At 76.1% G+C, this 15,809-nt stretch carries 20 protein-coding genes; 9 read left to right on the forward strand and 11 right to left on the reverse strand.

Features of this window, described 5'->3' with window-relative positions:
• Positions 1–43: 43 nt before the first annotated feature.
• A complete protein-coding gene (locus tag ACOQFB_RS16040) occupies positions 44–646 on the reverse strand; it encodes a DUF4126 domain-containing protein (protein WP_059437974.1) in 603 nt (200 codons plus the stop codon).
• A 198-nt stretch (positions 647–844) separates the two neighbouring features.
• Here ACOQFB_RS16040 and ACOQFB_RS16045 point away from each other — a divergent pair, with 198 nt between their 5' ends.
• The 3 genes from ACOQFB_RS16045 (at position 845) to ACOQFB_RS16055 (ending at position 3,398) form a co-directional block, all read left to right on the forward strand.
• A complete protein-coding gene (locus tag ACOQFB_RS16045; protein WP_011420025.1) occupies positions 845–1,210 on the forward strand; it encodes a response regulator in 366 nt (121 codons plus the stop codon).
• 39 nt (positions 1,211–1,249) lie between these two features.
• A complete protein-coding gene (locus tag ACOQFB_RS16050; RefSeq protein ID WP_059437973.1) occupies positions 1,250–2,014 on the forward strand; it encodes a TSUP family transporter in 765 nt (254 codons plus the stop codon).
• Between the two features lie 109 nt (positions 2,015–2,123).
• Complete coding sequence (locus ACOQFB_RS16055; RefSeq protein ID WP_059437972.1) at positions 2,124–3,398, forward strand: acetyl-CoA hydrolase/transferase family protein; 1,275 nt, start codon at positions 2,124–2,126, stop codon at positions 3,396–3,398.
• Here the strand turns inward: ACOQFB_RS16055 and ACOQFB_RS16060 are convergent.
• Positions 3,361–4,614 carry an esterase/lipase family protein gene (locus ACOQFB_RS16060; RefSeq protein WP_421609392.1) on the reverse strand — a complete coding sequence of 418 codons (1,254 nt, stop codon included), beginning with the start codon at positions 4,612–4,614 and terminating at the stop codon, positions 3,361–3,363. The genes ACOQFB_RS16055 and ACOQFB_RS16060 overlap by 38 nt on opposite strands.
• A gap of 50 nt (positions 4,615–4,664) precedes the next feature.
• The gene (locus tag ACOQFB_RS16065) at positions 4,665–4,841 is read right to left on the reverse strand and encodes a hypothetical protein (RefSeq protein ID WP_193388359.1); all 177 of its coding nucleotides are present in this window, start codon (positions 4,839–4,841) and stop codon (positions 4,665–4,667) included.
• A 117-nt stretch (positions 4,842–4,958) separates the two neighbouring features.
• Between ACOQFB_RS16065 and ku the strand changes: the two genes are divergently transcribed.
• From ku to ACOQFB_RS16085, 4 genes are all read left to right on the forward strand, one after another.
• Positions 4,959–5,849, forward strand: coding sequence for a non-homologous end joining protein Ku (ku, locus tag ACOQFB_RS16070; protein ID WP_421609393.1), 891 nt, complete (start codon positions 4,959–4,961; stop codon positions 5,847–5,849).
• A 3-nt stretch (positions 5,850–5,852) separates the two neighbouring features.
• The gene (gene ligD / locus ACOQFB_RS16075) at positions 5,853–6,794 is read left to right on the forward strand and encodes a non-homologous end-joining DNA ligase (RefSeq protein ID WP_421609394.1); all 942 of its coding nucleotides are present in this window, start codon (positions 5,853–5,855) and stop codon (positions 6,792–6,794) included.
• 129 nt (positions 6,795–6,923) lie between these two features.
• Entirely contained in the window at positions 6,924–7,376 is a 453-nt protein-coding gene (locus ACOQFB_RS16080; RefSeq protein ID WP_059439533.1) for a phage holin family protein, read from the forward strand.
• Positions 7,373–7,816, forward strand: coding sequence for a hypothetical protein (locus tag ACOQFB_RS16085; protein ID WP_059439532.1), 444 nt, complete (start codon positions 7,373–7,375; stop codon positions 7,814–7,816). The genes ACOQFB_RS16080 and ACOQFB_RS16085 overlap by 4 nt, the downstream gene beginning before the upstream one ends.
• A 34-nt stretch (positions 7,817–7,850) precedes the next feature.
• On the opposite strand, the gene ACOQFB_RS16090 is transcribed toward ACOQFB_RS16085, so the two are convergent.
• Positions 7,851–8,090, reverse strand: coding sequence for a metallothionein (locus ACOQFB_RS16090; RefSeq protein WP_059439531.1), 240 nt, complete (start codon positions 8,088–8,090; stop codon positions 7,851–7,853).
• Positions 8,087–8,575: a hypothetical protein gene (locus ACOQFB_RS16095; RefSeq protein ID WP_059439535.1), complete on the reverse strand. Its 489-nt coding sequence runs from the start codon at positions 8,573–8,575 to the stop codon at positions 8,087–8,089. Before ACOQFB_RS16095 ends, ACOQFB_RS16090 begins: the two co-directional genes overlap by 4 nt.
• A 159-nt stretch (positions 8,576–8,734) precedes the next feature.
• Here ACOQFB_RS16095 and ACOQFB_RS16100 point away from each other — a divergent pair, with 159 nt between their 5' ends.
• Positions 8,735–9,214: an SRPBCC family protein gene (locus ACOQFB_RS16100; protein WP_421609395.1), complete on the forward strand. Its 480-nt coding sequence runs from the start codon at positions 8,735–8,737 to the stop codon at positions 9,212–9,214.
• On the opposite strand, the gene ACOQFB_RS16105 is transcribed toward ACOQFB_RS16100, so the two are convergent.
• Complete coding sequence (locus tag ACOQFB_RS16105) at positions 9,215–10,246, reverse strand: DUF2804 domain-containing protein (protein ID WP_421609396.1); 1,032 nt, start codon at positions 10,244–10,246, stop codon at positions 9,215–9,217.
• 92 nt (positions 10,247–10,338) lie between these two features.
• Positions 10,339–11,265, reverse strand: coding sequence for a UDP-3-O-acyl-N-acetylglucosamine deacetylase (lpxC, locus tag ACOQFB_RS16110; protein WP_011420013.1), 927 nt, complete (start codon positions 11,263–11,265; stop codon positions 10,339–10,341).
• Between the two features lie 287 nt (positions 11,266–11,552).
• Here lpxC and ACOQFB_RS16115 point away from each other — a divergent pair, with 287 nt between their 5' ends.
• On the forward strand, positions 11,553–12,293 hold the full coding sequence (locus tag ACOQFB_RS16115; RefSeq protein WP_059437704.1) for a rhomboid family intramembrane serine protease: 741 nt from the start codon (positions 11,553–11,555) through the stop codon (positions 12,291–12,293).
• A gap of 15 nt (positions 12,294–12,308) precedes the next feature.
• On the opposite strand, the gene ruvB is transcribed toward ACOQFB_RS16115, so the two are convergent.
• From ruvB to ACOQFB_RS16135, 4 genes are all read right to left on the reverse strand, one after another.
• Positions 12,309–13,337 (reverse strand): Holliday junction branch migration DNA helicase RuvB, encoded by a 1,029-nt coding sequence (gene ruvB, locus ACOQFB_RS16120; protein ID WP_421609397.1) that lies wholly within the window; start codon positions 13,335–13,337, stop codon positions 12,309–12,311.
• A gap of 9 nt (positions 13,338–13,346) precedes the next feature.
• Positions 13,347–13,940 (reverse strand): Holliday junction branch migration protein RuvA, encoded by a 594-nt coding sequence (gene ruvA / locus ACOQFB_RS16125; protein ID WP_059437702.1) that lies wholly within the window; start codon positions 13,938–13,940, stop codon positions 13,347–13,349.
• Positions 13,937–14,494: a crossover junction endodeoxyribonuclease RuvC gene (gene ruvC, locus ACOQFB_RS16130; protein WP_011420009.1), complete on the reverse strand. Its 558-nt coding sequence runs from the start codon at positions 14,492–14,494 to the stop codon at positions 13,937–13,939. The genes ruvA and ruvC overlap by 4 nt, the downstream gene beginning before the upstream one ends.
• Before the next feature lie 61 nt (positions 14,495–14,555).
• Positions 14,556–15,800, reverse strand: a complete 1,245-nt coding sequence (locus tag ACOQFB_RS16135) for an MFS transporter (RefSeq protein ID WP_059437701.1) — start codon at positions 15,798–15,800, stop codon at positions 14,556–14,558.
• Between the last annotated feature and the right edge of the window lie 9 nt (positions 15,801–15,809).

Raw genomic sequence — 15,809 nt, forward strand, 5'->3', positions numbered from 1 at the left:
GCCCCGCGCGTCTGCCCCGGCGCGCGTTCCCGATGGGGCCGCGTCAGGAGCCCGGCGCGGTCGGCGGCGAGAACAGCGCCGCGATGGCCCGGGCGACCGTCCGCCAGAGCGCCCGCACGACGTAGAGCAGCGCGGTGAGCAGCACGAGCGCCGCCGCGAGCGCGATCCACGGGTGGGCCCAGATCGCCCAGGCGAGCGCCGCCACCACGCCGAGCTCGCCCGTGGTCGCGGCCGCGTTCGTCACCGGCTCGGGCGAGGTGTCGATGGTGGCGCGCAGCCCGAGCTTGGTCGCGTGCGTGGCGAGGCCGAGCGCGCCGCCGAGCAGCGCGGCCACCACCGCGAGGCGCGGCTCGCCCCAGGTGGCGAGCACCGCGAGCGCCGCGGCCGCGAACGGGCGGATGGCGGTGTGGACCGCCTCCCACGCGGTGGCGATCCCGGGCACCAGCATGGCGAGCGCCTCGACGAGCGCGAGCGCGCCCGCCGTCCCGAACACCCACGGGTCCGTGAGCACGCCGAGCGCGCCGGGCAGCGGGCCGATCCAGCCGAGGTGGCCTGCGAGCCCCACGAACGCGGCCGCCGCGTACGCGCTGATCCCCGACGCGAACGCGAGGCCGAGCGACTGGGCCAGGGCGGTGAGCGGCTCCACGCGGGGAGCCTAACCGAACCGAGCGTGCGCGTCCGGCGGCACCGACGACCCACGCGGGAGGCGCACGCCCGTCCCCCCGTCCCGTGCTCGATGGACGTGCCGGGTGCGCCGGCAGGGGCCACCCTGAGAGGCGGGACCGCGACGCGCGGGGCCGGGACGTTGCGGCCCGCCGCCCGGGGCTTTACGAGTCGAGCGCACATGGCGGACCACCACGAAACCATCGTCGTCGTGGACGACGACCCCGACCTCCGCGAGACGCTCGGCGAGCTGCTCGAGGAGGAGGGGTACGAGCCGCGCCTGTTCGAGAACGGGCGCGAGGCGCTCGACTACCTGCGGCACGGCGGCGACCCGAGCCTCATCCTGCTCGACCTGATGATGCCGGAGATGAACGGCTGGCAGTTCCGGGAGGCGCAGCTCCGCGACGACCGGCTCCGCGACATCCCGGTGGTGGTGATGACCGCGAGCCGCGGGCTCGACGGCGCGCCGCTCACCGCCCGCGAGATCCTCTACAAGCCGATCGGCCTCGGCGAGCTCATCGACGCGGTGGAGCGCAACGCACGGTGAACCGCGCGCCCGGGCCGGCGCGTGGTAGAACCGCGCGCCATGCCCGAGGCCGGCCTCGCACAGCTCGTCCCGCTCACCGCCGTCGCCCTGCTCGCGGGCGTGGTGGACGCCATCGCGGGCGGCGGCGGGCTGCTGACCCTCCCCGCGCTGCTCTGGACCGGGCTCCCGCCGCACCTCGCGCTCGGCACGAACAAGGGCCAGTCGGTGTTCGGCTCGTTCGCGGCGCTGGTGCGCTTCTCGCGGGCCGGGATGGTGGACGGGCGGCGCGCGCGGCTCACCTTCCCGCTGGGGCTGGCCGGCTCGCTCGCCGGCGCCGGGCTGGTGCTGCTCGTGCCCCCGGCCGCGCTGCGGCCGGTGGTGCTGGCGCTGCTCGCGTCCGCCGCGCTGTTCGTCGGGCTGCGCCGCGGTCCCCCCGCCCGCCCGGACGGCGCGCGGCGCCCGGCGGCGCCGCTCGTCGCCGGCGCCATCGCGGTCGCCATCGGCGCCTACGACGGCTTCTTCGGCCCGGGCACCGGCACGTTCCTCATCGTCGCGTTCGTGGCGCTGCTCGGCGACGGGCTGGCGCACGCCTCGGCCGGCGCGAAGGTGGTGAACTTCGCGTCCAACCTGGCCGCGGTGACGTTGTTCTCGATCAAGGGCGTGGTGGTCTGGCGGATCGCGGTGCCCATGGCGGCCGCCCAGCTGGCCGGCGGGTGGATCGGCGCGCACCTCGCGGTCCGGCGCGGCGACGCGCTGGTCCGGCGCACGGTGGTCCTGGTGACGCTCGCCCTGGCCGTCAAGCTGGCCTGGGACATGCGCTCCTGACGCGCCGCGCCCAGGACGGCGGTGGGGCACCGGCCCGGGTGCAAAGGCGCGCCCCCCGCTGGTACACTGGCGCGCCGCACCGACCCTGCTCGAGAGGAGAGCCCTGCCGATGAGCCGCATCGTCTCCGCCGAGGAGGCCGTCTCGGTCGTCAAGTCCGGCCACCGGGTGTTCGTGCACAGCGTCGCCGCGGCCCCGCGCCGGCTGATCGAGGCGCTCACCGCGCGCGCGCCCGAGCTGAGCGTGGTCGAGATCGTCTCGATCCACACCGAGGGCGACGCGCCGTACGCCGCGCCCGAGATGGCCCGGCACTTCCGCGTGAACGCGCTGTTCGTCGGGCCCAACGTGCGCAAGGCCATCGAGGAGGGGCGCGGCGACTACCTGCCGGTGTTCCTCTCCGAGGTGCCGCAGCTCTTCCGCTCCGGGATCCTGCCGCTCGACGTGGCGCTGGTGCACGTCTCGCCGCCGGACCGCCACGGCTTCTGCTCGCTGGGCGTGTCGGTGGACGTGAGCCGCGCCGCGGTGCAGACCGCGCGGACGGTGATCGCGCAGGTGAACCCGCGCATGCCGCGCACCCACGGCGACGGCCTCATCCACGTGGACGCGATCGACTACATGGTGGAGGTGGACGAGCCCATCCACGAGGCGCCGGTGCGCGCGCTCACCGAGGTCGAGCGCGCCATCGGCCGGCACTGCGCCGAGCTGGTGGACGACGGCGCCTGCCTGCAGCTCGGCATCGGCGCCATCCCGCAGGCCACCCTCGCCGCGCTGGGCGACCACCACCGCCTCGGCATCCACACCGAGATGATCTCCGACGGCGTGGTGGACCTGGTGGAGAAGGGCGTCATCACCGGCGAGGCGAAGCGCGTCCACCCCGGCAAGATCGTGGCCGGGTTCGCGCACGGCACCCGCCGCCTGTACGACTTCCTGGACGACAACCCGCTCGTCGCGATGCTCGACATCGCCTACGTGAACGACACGGCCGTCATCCGCCGCAACCCCAAGGTCACCGCCATCAACAGCGCCATCGAGGTGGACCTCACCGGCCAGGTGTGCGCCGACTCGGTGGGCGAGCGGCAGGTGTCCGGGGTGGGCGGCCAGATGGACTTCATCCGCGGCGCGGCCCTGTCCGAGGGCGGCAAGCCCATCATCGCGCTGCCCTCCACGAACGCCGCCGGCGAGTCGCGCATCGTCCCGGTGCTGCGCCCGGGCGCGGGCGTGGTCACCACCCGCGCGCACGTCCACTTCGTGGTCACCGAGCACGGCATCGCCGACCTGTTCGGCAAGAACCTGCGCCAGCGCGCCGCCGCGCTCATCGCCGTGGCGCACCCGAAGCACCGCGACGCGCTCACCGCCGACGCGCGGCGCCGGTTCGGGAGCTGGTAGCCGGCCCGCCGGCCCGGCGCTGGGGTGCGAGCCACCGGCGCACGCGCTCGTAGACGCCCGGATCGCAGAGCAGGTCGAGGTGGCCCACGCCGCGCGCGATCGCGCGGCCCCCGGCCCCGAACGCGAGCGTGCGCGCGGGGTCCCGGTGCCGGCCCAGCGCGCTCGCGAGCGGGACCAGCCCGTCGCCGAGGAGGTCGGCCGCGGCGCTCCTCCGGCGCGCGCTCGTCCCGGCGATCGCGAGGCACCGGACGCCGGGGGGCAGCGCGACCGGGCGGCGCGGATCGCGCCACGACGCGAAGCGATCCCGGCCCTGCCAGTCCTCGTCGAGCAGGCTCCCGTGGCGCAGGTCGGTGATGCCGGCGCTGCGGATCCGCCCGACGCGCGCCAGCGGCGCGGTGTAGGGGCTGACGCCGAGGACCACGTCCACCCAGTTGCCGCCGCGCTCCAGGGCCGCCCCGTGGTGCGGCGTCCCGAGGAAGATCGCGTTCGTCAGGCGCTCGGGCCAGGCGTGCCCGGCCGCCGTCCCGTGGTGGCAGGCGCTGCGCGCGACGAGGCCGCCCATGCTGTGGCCCAGGACGGTGAGGTCCCGCAGCGGGACGGGCCAGGCGCGCTGGAGCGCCTCCAGGATCCCGGCGAACGCCCGGCCGTTGGTGGAGACGTGGAGGCCGCTGTTGTAGTGCAGGTAGAGCGGCGTGTACCCGAGGTCGCGCGCGAGCGCGGCGCCGTGGTCGTGGCCGCGGCGGCACCAGCGCTGCGGGTTCGTGCAGAGCCCGTGCACGAGCACCACCACCTTCGAGGTCGCCCCCGGGATCGCCTCCGCCAGCGCCGCCCGCTCCAGCTCGACCGGCCTGCCCTCGAAGCACAGCCGCATCGGGATCGCGAGCGGGTTCCCGGTGGCGGCGAGGTGATCCCCGAGCACGCCGTTCAGGGCGGCGAGCACCGCCTCGCGCCCGGCCGAGCTGGCCCCGGCGCGGCCGGGGAGCCGGGAGACCGCGGCGTCGTACCCCTCCCCCGCCAGCCGCGTCACGCCCCGGACTGCGCCGTACACGAGGCCGGTGAGGCCGCGGGTGCGCGCGCTCCCCGGCGCGTCGAGGAACCACGGCCCGCGCGCGATGTTGTGGTGCATCGCCTCGACCACCGCCGTCACGCCGAGCGTCGCGTCGAACGCGAGCCGGCCCCACCCCCGGAGATCGGCGACGTCGACGCGGGCCCCCATCGGCGCGCAGCATGCAGCAGCGCGCCGGCCCGGCCAAGGGGGCATCCGCCCTAGCGCTCGCGCCCTCGATCCCGGCCGGGCTCGGGCGCCTGCCGCTCGCGCTCCACGCCCTCCTCCTCCCCGGTGCCGAAGTACCCCTCGTCGTAGGGCTCCCGCCTGGGCGGGAGGTCGGTGCGCGGCGCCTTGCCGGGGTCCTTGCGTGGCCGATCCTTGGGCTCGCCCTTCATGGTCCCCTCCTCTCCTCGCAAGCTGGGGCTATCACCAGCCCAGGTGAACCCCGTCCCTCGCCCGCGCGCGTTGCCGGCGCCGGCCGGGGGATGGAACGTTCGTCCGGAGGCATCCCGATGGCGAGGGCGATCTGGAGCGGCGCGCTGACCTTCGGCCTGGTGAACATCCCGGTGAAGCTCTACACCGCGGTGCACCAGAAGGAGGTCCGGTTCCACATGCTGCACGACGCGGACGGCGCCCGCATCCAGCTGCGCCGCTTCTGCTCGAGCGAGGAGAAGGAGGTCCCCTACGAGCACATCGTGAAGGGGTACGAGGTGTCGCCCGGCCGCTACGTCACGGTGACGCGCGAGGAGCTGGAGGCGTTCGACCCGAAGGCCACGCGCACCGTGGAGATCCACGACTTCGTCGAGCTCTCCGAGATCGACCCGGCCTACTTCGAGGCGAGCTACTACCTCGTGCCAGACCGCAGCGCGGCGAAGGCGTACCGGCTGCTCGGAGACGCCATGCGCAAGGCGGGCAAGGTGGCCATCGCCACCGCCGTGCTGCGCACCCGGGAGTCGCTCTGCTGCGTGCGCCCGGCGGCCGGCGGCGCGCTGGCGCTCTCCACCATGAACCGCGCCGACGAGATCGACTCGCCGGCCTCGCTGGAGCTGCCGGAGGCGGGCGAGCCGTCCTCGCGCGAGCTGCAGATGGCGGAGCAGCTGGTGGCGTCGCTCTCCGGGCCGTTCGAGCCCGAGCGCTACCCGGACCTGCGCCGCGAGCGGGTGCTCGAGCTCATCGAGCGCAAGGCCGAGGGCCAGACCATCGAGGCGCCCACCGCCGAGCCGGCCGGCGCGGAGGTGGTGAGCCTCGCCGACGCGCTCTCGGCCAGCCTGGCCGCGGCTCGCCGGCGGGACGGCGAGCACGAGGCGCCGGCGCGCGGCGAGCGGCGCCACGCCGCGGCGGCCGCGGCCCGCACGGCGGCCCGGCCCCGCGCCGCGCGCGCGTCGCGCAAGAAGCGCGGGTGATCGATGGCGCGCGCGCAGCAGGGCGTGGAGGTCGAGGTGGAGGGGCGGCGGATCCTCCTCCGCAACCTCGACAAGGTCTTCTACCCGGAGGCCGGCTTCACCAAGGGCGAGGTGGTGGACTACTACCGCCGCGTCGCGCCCGTGCTCCTGCCGCACCTGCGCGACCGGCCGCTCACGCTGAAGCGCTACCCGGAGGGCGTGGACGGCCCGCACTTCTACGAGAAGCGCTGCCCGCGCCACCGCCCGGACTGGTTCCGCACCGAGGCGATCTGGAGCGAGGGCAACCAGGACTACATCGACTACTGCGTGGTGGACGACCTGCCCTCGCTGGTGTGGCTCGCCAGCATCGCCGACCTGGAGCTCCACCCCTCGCTGTCGCTGGTGGACGACGTGGAGCGGCCCACCGCGCTCGTGTTCGACCTCGACCCGGGCCCGCCCGCGGACCTGCTCGCGTGCTGCGAGGTGGCGCTGCTGCTGCGCCGGCTGCTCGCCGCGCTCGCCCTGGAGGCCTTCCCGAAGAGCTCCGGCTCGAAGGGCATGCAGCTGTACGTGCCGCTCTCCGGCGCGACGTACGCGGACACGAAGCCGTTCGCGCACGCGGTCGCCCGCCTGCTCGAGCGGCGCCACCCGCAGCTCGTGGTCGAGCGGATGGCGAAGGCGCTCCGCGGCGGGAAGGTGCTGGTGGACTGGAGCCAGAACGACCCGCACAAGACCACCGTCTGCGTCTACTCGCTCCGGGCGCGGCCGCGGCCCACCGTCTCGACCCCGCTCCGCTGGGCCGAGGTGGAGAAGGCGGCCCGGACCGGCGACGCGGGCGGGCTGGTGTTCGAGGCGGGGGCGGTGCTCCGCCGGGTCGAGCGCGTCGGCGACCTGTTCGCCCCGGTGCTGACGCTGCGCCAGCGCCTGCCCGCCCCCGCGGAGCTCGAGCGGGCGGCCGGCGCCTGAGCCCCCGGGCGGCGGCGCCCCGCGACCCCGTCGCCGCGGCGGCCGCACGCCTCCGGCGCGTGGCGCCTCCTGCGCCGCGGTCGCACCTTGTCCTCGGCGCGCGCACTCACCGCGCCGGGGGAGAGAGCCATGACCGCGCAGCACCGGCCCGGCCGGCCCACGCATGTCCCACCCGTGCACCCGGGCGGCGCGACCGAGGCGATCCGCCAGCTGCCGACGCGCGACCTGGTGTCGGAGCTGGCGCGCAAGGCGAGCGCGCTCGCCCGCAAGGAGGTCGAGCTCGCCAAGGCCGAGCTCCGGGCCGACCTGCGGGCCGAGGCGAAGATGGCGAGCGGCCTCGGCGTGGCGGGCCTGTGCGGGATCTTCACCGTGCAGCTCCTGCTCACCGCGGTGGTGCTGGCGCTCATGGAGGCGGGCCTGCTGCCGGGCTGGGCGGCGGCGCTGGTGGTCGCCGCGGTGGTGCTCGCGGCCGGCACCGCGGCCGGCCTGTGGGGCTGGGGGCGCCGCGTGCGCAAGCCGCTCGACACGACCCGCCGGTCGCTGCAGGACGGCGTCCGCTGGGCGAAGGAGCAGGTGGCATGACGCCGGGCGCCGACGGGCAGGTGCGCCGCGTGTCGGGTGAGATCGACGCGCTGCGCGGGGAGCTGGGGATGCTGGTGGGCGAGCTCGACCGCCGCCGGAGCGAGCTCTTCGACCTCGGGCTGCAGGCGCGCCGCCACCCGGTGGCGGTGGCGATCGCGGCGAGCGCCGCGGCGCTCGTCATCGGCGGCCTGGTCGCGATGGCGGTGCGCGCCCGCTCCGAGCGGCAGCGCCCGTCGGTGCGCGCGCGCGAGGCGCGGCGCGCGCTGGCGCGGCTGCTCGATCACCCGCAGCGCGTGGGCGCCGAGCCGAGCGTGCTGCGCAAGGCCGCCGCGGCGGCGGCGAGCACGCTCGCGGTGGCGCTGGTGCGGCGGGCGGTGGTGGACCGGTACCTGCGGCCACCCCCGGCGCGCGCCGCGCCGGCCGGGGCCCGCGCCCGCTGAGGCGGCGCGGGGCCCCGCCGCGGCGGCGGCCCGACTACTGGACCCGGTCCTGGATCTCGTGCGCGCCGGCGTGGTGGGCGCAGTGCGCGCAGCAGAACATGCGCCCGCCGGCCTCGGTGCCGTGCCCGATCACCCTGCACCCGCAATGCGCGCAGCGCGGCGCCAGCGCCTGGATGGCGCACTCGAAGCTGTCGAACACGTGCCGCTTCCCGCCGGCAGTGATCTCGAACGCCTTGTCGTACTCGTTCCCGCAGACCTCGCAGCTCCCCGTCATCGCGCTTCCTCCTCCCGGCCGTGCGGCCGGCCTCCGCCTCCACCCACCCTCGCCACGCCGCCGCGAACCCGCCGCCGGGCCCCGAGCGCCACCCACGCGGCCGCGAGCGCCAGCTCGCCGGCGCCGTCCAGCAGGTACACCGGCGCGATCCTGCGGCGCCGCCCGGCGTACCAGAGCTCGATCGCCGCGATGCCGGCCGCGCTCGCGAGCGCGAGCCACCGGACCTCGGGCGTGATGCGGCGCCGCGCGCCGGCGGAGAGCAGCGTGCCGCCGATCGTGCCGACGAGCACGCCCACCGTCCGGACGAGCCAGGGCTCGAGCTTGGGCCCGGTGACCGCCACGAAGCTCGGCATGTGGACGAGCGGCCAGGCGCCGGTGGCCGCGTAGAACGCGCCCTGGCCCAGCGCGAGCGGGCGCTCCCACCTGCGCCCCGCCTCCCCGCCCTCGATCTCACGCACCGCGCGCACGTCCACGAGGATGGCCACGCCCCGCACCCGGCGCCGCGCCGGCGCGGTGCACCTCGGCCGGCGGTGCGCGAGCGCACGTCCCGGTGGGCGGGCCGGGTCCCTCCGGCCGCCCGCCGCCGCGCCCGCCGGGACGCCTCCCCGGTCCGTGCCTAGCTTCGCGGGTACGAGGAGGACGACATGGCACGCGTGGAGAAGAGCATCGAGGTCGACCGGCCCGTACGGACCGTGTACGACCAGTGGACGCAGTTCGAGGAGTTCCCGCGCTTCATGGAGGGCGTCGAGGCGGTGCACCAGCTCGACGAGCGGACGCTGCACTGGGTCGCGAAGATCGGCGGCAAGCGCGAGGAGTGGGAGGCCGAGATCGTGCAGCAGATGCCCGACCAGCAGATCGCCTGGCGGCACACCCGCGGCGCGGTGAACCGCGGCGTCGTGACGTTCACCCCCGTCGACGACGGGCGCTGCCGCGTGACGCTCGCGCTCGAGTACGACCCGCAGGGCTTCGTGGAGAAGGTGGGCGACGTCCTCGGCGTGGTGTCGCGGCGCGTGGAGGGCGACCTCGAGCGCTTCAAGCGCTACGTCGAGGAGCGCGGCGTCGAGTCCGGCGGCTGGCGGGGCGAGATCCGCCCGGGCGAGCCGCACCACGATCCCATGCGCTGATCACCAGACCGCGCGGTGATCCTCGACCACCCCGGGCAGCCCGGCGACGGCCAGCGCGCCGCCGCCGGGCGCGGGGAGCACCCCCTCGAACGTCCCCGCCACCTGCGCGAAGCGCGTCCGCACCAGGCCGAGCGCGACGTCCTCGCGGTGGACCGCCTCCGGCCGGAACGCGAGGCGCACCGCGCCGCCCGCGCTCTCCACGCGCCAGGGGTCGAGCGGGCGCGCCGGGTCGAACGCGAACGCGACCGCGGGCAGCGCGTGCGGCCCGCCGGCGGCGAGCAGCGCGTTCTCGGCGGCGTCGCCGGGCGGGAGGCCGAAGCCGGCGCACAGGTTGAACCCCACCGGCGCGCCGCCGGCCGCGCGCCCGGTCGCGAAGGCCCAGCGCCAGTCGGTGCGGCGGGCGAGCAGCCCGGCGGTGAAGTCCGCGCCGCCGGAGCCGCCGTCGAGCGGCAGCGTCCGGCCGCCCAGGCGCACCGCGCCGCGCGCCGCCAGCCCCGCCCGCTTCTCGGTGAGCCGCGGCCCGGCGCCGGGCACCGGCGCGATCACGGTGAGCGGGGCGGGGGCGCCGCCGGCGTCGAGCGAGAGGTCCAGCGCGAGCCCGCCGCGGCCGGCCCCCTCGACCCGGAGCGCGCCGGGCGCGCCCGCGATCCGGAGCTCCAGGCCGCCGCCGCGCCAGCTCGCGCCGCCCCACGGCCGCTCGTCCACCCGCGCGTTCACCCCGGGCAGGCCCGAGCCGCGCCGCTCCGCCAGCATCCGCCCGGCGGCCCGGTCCAGCGCCCACAGGAACGCGCCGGCGAACCACCCGGCCTCGACCACCGCCAGCCCGAGCGCGGCCCGTTCGCCCGCCGCGAACACGTAGACCCACCGCTTCGCGCGCGCGAGGTGCGCGACCGAGCCGGCGAGGCCGGGGCGCGCGAGCGGCCGGAGCGCCGCGGAGGCGACGGTGCCGCGGAACGCGCCGAGGCACGGCGCGCCGGCGGCGTCGAGGATCGCGGGCGGCGCGGCGGGCAGCGGGCGGGGGACGAGGTCCACCCCGGAAGCGTACCGCCCGGCGCTGCGCGGTGGCGCGGCCCGGGCGGAAGCACCCCAACGCGTGCGCGCGGGGCGGCCGACGAGGGCGGCGGCTAGGCCGCGGAGCCCTCGTGGATCGCGAGGGCCGGCACCTTGGCGCGGAGCGCCGGCGCGTCGGCCTCGCCGGTCACCCGGACCACGCGGTGCGCGGCGGGGTCGGCGAGCACCTTCTTCACGAGCGCCTGGTTCATGGCGTGGCCGCTCTTCACCGCCACGAGCGCGCCCACCACCGGCATCCCGAACAGCGCCAGGTCGCCGATCGCGTCGAGGACCTTGTGCCGCGCGAACTCGTCCGGGAAGCGGAGCCCCTCGGGGTTCAGGATCGAGAACTCGTCCACCACGATGGCGTTCTCGAGGCTGCCGCCCTTGGCCAGCCCCATCGCCTGCATCTTCTCGATGTCGCGGCGGAAGCAGAACGTGCGGGCGCGGGCCACCTCGCGCTCGAAGGCGCGCTCGCCCAGCTTCACCTGGAACGACTGGTCGGTGATGAGCGGGTGGCCGAAGTCGGCCGTGAAGGAGACCGAGAAGCCGTCGGCGGGCTCGAGGCGCGCCAGCTTGTCGCCGTCGCGGATCTCGACCGGCTGGTCCACGACCAGGTAGCGCTTGCCGGCGGGCAGCACCTTCACGCCGGCCTCCTGCACCAGGCAGGTGAAGGGCGCGGCGGAGCCGTCGAGGATGGGGATCTCCGGACCGTCCACCTCGACGCGGCAGGCGTCGATGCCCATGCCGTGCAGCGCGGCCATGACGTGCTCGACCGTGGCCACGCGGGCGCCGCCGCGGCCGAGGGAGGTCGAGAGCATCGTGTCCACCACGTGCTCGTTGCGCGCGGGGATCTCCACGCCGAGGTCCATGCGGACGAAGGTGATGCCGGCGTCGGCCGGGGCGGGCGCGAGCGTCAGGGTGGCGGGCCGGCCGGAGTGGAGGCCCACCCCCGTGCAGGAGACCCGCTTCGCGACCGTTCGCTGATTCCAGGAAGCCATGTCCAAGTCCGTTCTGGGCGCGTCGCCCGGGCGGCCCCCTTCCGAGCAATCGACGTGCCAATCAACCCGATTTCCGGGCACTTCATGGGGCGGCGGCACCGCCGCTAACCCCTCGTTCCTACCGAGCCTTTTCGCCGCACCCTCCCGCGGCCGGGTCAGGCCGCTCCGCGAGGGTGTCGGAACCCCGTCCTCCGAGCGACACCGGCACGACACGGATGTCAGAGCGGACGATCGGGTCACCGGGTGGGCGGGCGGCCTTATAGCATTGCCGGCCGAGGCGAGCCCACGTGATCCCGCTCAGCGACGACGTCCCCACCGAACGCACACCGGCGGTCACCCTGCTCTTCATCGCGGCGAACGTGCTCGCGTTCCTGTGGCAGGTGGACGTGCTCGCGCTGCCCGACGCGCTCGCCTCGGGTCGCCTCATGGAGTACCTGGCCGGGCGCCTGGGCGACACCGCGCTCCGCGGCGGCGTGGTGCCGTTCGAGATCCTGACGTTCTCCGACGTCTACCCGCGCGACCTCGTGCCCCCGCCGCTCACCGTCTTCACCGCCATGTTCCTGCACGGCGGCCTGGTCCACGTCGGCTCCAACATGCTGTTCCTCTGGATCTTCGGGAACAACGTCGAGGACGCGCTGGGGCGCGGGCGCTTCGTGCTCTTCTACCTCGCCTGCGGCGTCGTCGCGGCGGTGGTCCAGGTGGTCGCCTCGGCGGCCACCGGCGATCTCGAGGTCCCGATGGTCGGCGCCAGCGGCGCCATCGCCGGCGTGCTGGCCGCCTACATGGTGCTGTTCCCGCGCGCCCGGGTGACCACGCTGGTCGTCATCGTGATCTTCATCCGCATCATCCCGGTGCCGGCCGCCTTCTTCATCGGCCTGTGGTTCCTGCTGCAGGTCCTCTCCATCTTCTTCGGCGGCAACACCGGGGTGGCGCTGTTCGCGCACGTGGGCGGCTTCGTGGCGGGGTGGCTGCTGGTGCGGCTGCTCGGGCGGCGCCCGACGTGGCGCGCGCGCCGGGTGAGCTGGTAGGCCGCGCGGCCGCGGTCAGACCAGCGAGCCCTGCTTGCCGCCGGGGCGGTCGCGCCCGAGGTGCGCGTACGCGGCGGGCAGCGCCACCCGGCCGCGCGGCGTGCGCGCCAGGTAGCCCTCGCGCACCAGGAACGGCTCGTACACGTCCTCGAGCGTGCCCGACTCCTCGCCCACCGCGGCGGCCACCGCGTCGATGCCCACCGGCCCGCCGCCGAACGTGTCGATCACCGCCGCCAGGATGCGGCGGTCCATGGCGTCGAGCCCGCGGGCGTCAACCTCCAGCCGGCGCAGCGTGCGGTCCACCACCTCGCGCGTGAGCCGCCCGTCCCCCTCCACCTGCGCGAAGTCGCGGGCGCGCTGCAGCAGCCGGATGGCGATGCGCGGCGTCCCGCGGGCGCGGCGCGCCAGCTCCTCCGCGCCCTCCTCGTCCACCGGCAGCCCCAGCTTGCGCGCGGCCCGCACCGCGATCTCCTTCAGCTCGGCCGGGCCGTAGTACTCGAGCCGCTCCTGGATCGGGAAGCGGTCGCGCAGCGGGCTCGCCAGCAGGCCGGTGCGCGTGGTGGCGCCGACCAGCGTGAAGCGCTCCAGCTTCATCTCCATGGTCTGGGCGCCGAGGCCGGCGCCGAGCACCACGTCGAAGCGGTAGTCCTCCATGGCCGGGTAGAGCGCCTCCTCGACCGCGGGCGAGAGCCGGTGGATCTCGTCGATGAAGAGGATGTCGCGCGGGGCGAGCGCGGTGAGCAGGCCGGCCAGGTCGCCCTTCTTCACCAGCGCCGGGCCGCTCGTCACGTGCAGCGTGACGCCCAGCTCGCGCGCCAGGATGTGGGCGAGCGAGGTCTTGCCCAGGCCGGGCGGGCCGGAGAGCAGCACGTGGTCGAGCGACTCGCCGCGCTGGCGGGCCGCGGCGGCGTACACCTTCACGTTCTCGACGATCTTCGCCTGGCCGACGTAGTCGTCGAAGGTGGCGGGGCGGAGCGACTGCTCCAGGCGCTCCTCGCCCTCCAAAGGCTTCGGGGTGACCTCGCGGAGCGGCTTCACGGTCATGGTCGCTCCCTACCCGCGCAGCAGCTTCAGCGCCTCGCGCAGGAGCTCGTCCAGCGCCCGTCCCTCGGCCGAGTCGCGCAGCGCCTCCGCCACGCCCTCGGCCTGCGGCGGCCGGTAGCCCAGGTTGAGCAGGGCGGTCCGGAGCTGGTCGAGGACGTCCGCCCCCGCGCCGGCGCGGGCGGGCCCGGCGGCGCGCGCCAGCGCCACCAGCTTGTCCTTCAGCTCCACCACCAGCCGCTCGGCGGTCTTCTTCCCGATGCCCTGGACCTTGGTGAGCCGGGCCACGTCGCCCTGCGCCACCGCCTGCGCCAGCTCGCGCGCCTCGATGCCGGAGAGGATGTTCTGCGCCGCCCGCGGGCCCACCCCCTTCACGTCGATGAGGGCGCGGAACACCGCCTCCTCGTCCTCGGTGGCGAAGCCGTACAGGTCGAGCGCGTCCTCGCGGACGTGGGTGTAGACGCGGAGCGCGGCCGGCTCGCCCGGCGGCGGGAGCGAGGCCAGCGAGAGCTGCGACAGGTGCACGAGGTAGCCCACCCCGCCCACGTCCACGATGGCGTGGTCGTCGCGCTTCTCGGCGATCCGCCCGGCCAGGCGCGCGATCACGGCGTCCCCCGGTGATCGCGCCGCGAGGGGCGGAGCCGGGCCGCGGCCGCCCGGGCCGCCGCGGCGCGGCCGGCGCCGGCCGCGGGGACCGCGAAGGCGCGCCGGGCCAGGTGGCACACGGCGATGGCGAGCGCGTCGGCCTCGTCGGAGAGGCCGGGCGCCGCGCCGAGGAGCATGCGGGCGGTGCGGAGCATCTGGTCCTTGCCGGCGCGCCCGTTGCCGGTGAAGGCGAGCTTCACCTCGGACGGCGCGTACTCGAAGACGGGGAGCCCGGCCCGCGCGGCGGCGGCGAGCGCGACGCCGCGCGCCTGCCCGAGCACCAGCGCCGAGCGCGGCGAGGCGCCGGAGAAGACCGCCTCGACCGACGCCTCCGCGGGCCGGGCCCGGGCGATGAGCGCGTCGAGGCCGTCGAGGATGCGCCCGAGCCGCTGGGCCATGGGCAGATCGCCCGGGACGAGCACCCCGGACTCGACCACCGTCAGCCGGGCCCCCTCCCGCGCGACGACCCCGTAGCCGCAGCGGCGGGAGCCGGGGTCGATGCCGAGGACGATCACGCGAGGCACCGTAGCACAGCCTGAACCGGCGTCCAGCGCCGGGCGCGCGGGCCGCTCCGGGTCAGCTCGCGACCGGCGGGAACATCGTCGGGTGCTCGGCGAGCACCACCTTGCGCAGCCGCGGCAGCGCGAGGTGGAACGCGACGCTGGCGGCGAGCACGACCAGGGCCGAGACGCCGAGCGTCCGCGGCACGCCGGCCCGGTGGGCCACGAACCCGGCCGCCAGCGAGCCGAACGGCGTCACGCCCATGAACAGCATCGAGAACAGGCCCATCACCCGCCCGCGCATCTCCGGCGGCGCGAGCCCCTGGAGCAGCGTCATGGTGCCGGCGGTCTGGGTGACGAAGCCGAAGCCGGTGACGAGCAGCGCGGCCGCGCTGAGCGCCGGGTGGCGCGACAGCGACAGGCCGAGCACGCCCAGGCCGAGCAGCGTCGTCCCGAGCGCCACGATCCGCCCCAGCCCGCGCAGGCTGCGGCGCACCAGCAGCCGGACCGCGCCGGCCAGCGCGCCGACGCCGGCCGCGGCGAGGAGCGCGCCGTACAGCGAGGCGCCGCCGTGCAGCACGTCGGCGGCGATGGCGGGCAGCAGCGTCTGGTACGGCATGGCGAAGAAGCTCGAGACCGTGAGGAGCGCGAGCAGCGCGCGCACGTGCGCGGTCTGGCCGGCGTAGGCGATGCCCTCGAGCAGGTGGGCGCGGTGCCCGAGCGAGGGCGGCGGCTGCGGCGGCGGCCGCATCACCCAGAGCGCGTAGTAGGTCCCGAGGAACGACAGCGCGTTCAGGCCGAAGCACACCCCCTCGCCCAGCGCCGCCACCAGCACGCCGGCCAGCGCCGGGCCGACGGCGCGCGCGGCGTTCACGATCGACGAGTTGAGCGCGATCGCGTTGGGCATGTCCTTGCCGGCGATGTCGGCGAGCAGCGCCTGCCGGGCCGGGATCTCGAACGCGTAGGTGAGCCCCAGCATGGCGGCGAGCACCATCACGTGCCAGGGCTGCACCGCGCCGGCCAGCGTGAGCGCCGCGAGCAGCACCGACTGCACGATGGCGTTGCTCTGGGTGAGCAGCACCATCCGCCGGCGCGGGTACCGGTCGGCGAGCGAGCCCGCCCAGACGCTGAACAGGAACACCGGCACCTGGCCGAGGAAGTTGACCAGGCCGAGCATCTGGGACGAGCGGGTGAGCCGCCACACCAGCCAGGCCTGGGCGACGGACTGCATCCAGTTGCCGGCCAGCGACACGGTCTGGCCGGCGAAGAACAGCCGCAGGTCGCGCTGGCGGAGCGAGCGGAGGGCGTTCGGCCAGCGCATGCGGCTCGA

Source organism: Anaeromyxobacter sp. Red801 (assembly GCF_049201065.2).
Taxonomy (GTDB): Bacteria; Myxococcota; Myxococcia; order Myxococcales; family Anaeromyxobacteraceae; genus Anaeromyxobacter.

What these genes read in the sequence shown, in the direction of transcription:
- ACOQFB_RS16080 (WP_059439533.1), top strand. Translation starts at nt 6,924, where the DNA reads ATGACCGCGCAGCACCGGCCCGGCCGGCCCACGCATGTCCCACCCGTG.
- ACOQFB_RS16055 (WP_059437972.1), top strand. Translation starts at nt 2,124, where the DNA reads ATGAGCCGCATCGTCTCCGCCGAGGAGGCCGTCTCGGTCGTCAAGTCC.
- ACOQFB_RS16060 (WP_421609392.1), bottom strand. Translation starts at nt 4,614, where the DNA reads ATGGGGGCCCGCGTCGACGTCGCCGATCTCCGGGGGTGGGGCCGGCTC.
- ACOQFB_RS16065 (WP_193388359.1), bottom strand. Translation starts at nt 4,841, where the DNA reads ATGAAGGGCGAGCCCAAGGATCGGCCACGCAAGGACCCCGGCAAGGCG.
- lpxC (WP_011420013.1), bottom strand. Translation starts at nt 11,265, where the DNA reads ATGGCTTCCTGGAATCAGCGAACGGTCGCGAAGCGGGTCTCCTGCACG.
- ku (WP_421609393.1), top strand. Translation starts at nt 4,959, where the DNA reads ATGGCGAGGGCGATCTGGAGCGGCGCGCTGACCTTCGGCCTGGTGAAC.
- ACOQFB_RS16045 (WP_011420025.1), top strand. Translation starts at nt 845, where the DNA reads ATGGCGGACCACCACGAAACCATCGTCGTCGTGGACGACGACCCCGAC.
- ACOQFB_RS16085 (WP_059439532.1), top strand. Translation starts at nt 7,373, where the DNA reads ATGACGCCGGGCGCCGACGGGCAGGTGCGCCGCGTGTCGGGTGAGATC.
- ACOQFB_RS16050 (WP_059437973.1), top strand. Translation starts at nt 1,250, where the DNA reads ATGCCCGAGGCCGGCCTCGCACAGCTCGTCCCGCTCACCGCCGTCGCC.
- ACOQFB_RS16135 (WP_059437701.1), bottom strand. Translation starts at nt 15,800, where the DNA reads ATGCGCTGGCCGAACGCCCTCCGCTCGCTCCGCCAGCGCGACCTGCGG.
- ligD (WP_421609394.1), top strand. Translation starts at nt 5,853, where the DNA reads ATGGCGCGCGCGCAGCAGGGCGTGGAGGTCGAGGTGGAGGGGCGGCGG.
- ruvB (WP_421609397.1), bottom strand. Translation starts at nt 13,337, where the DNA reads ATGACCGTGAAGCCGCTCCGCGAGGTCACCCCGAAGCCTTTGGAGGGC.
- ACOQFB_RS16100 (WP_421609395.1), top strand. Translation starts at nt 8,735, where the DNA reads ATGGCACGCGTGGAGAAGAGCATCGAGGTCGACCGGCCCGTACGGACC.
- ACOQFB_RS16090 (WP_059439531.1), bottom strand. Translation starts at nt 8,090, where the DNA reads ATGACGGGGAGCTGCGAGGTCTGCGGGAACGAGTACGACAAGGCGTTC.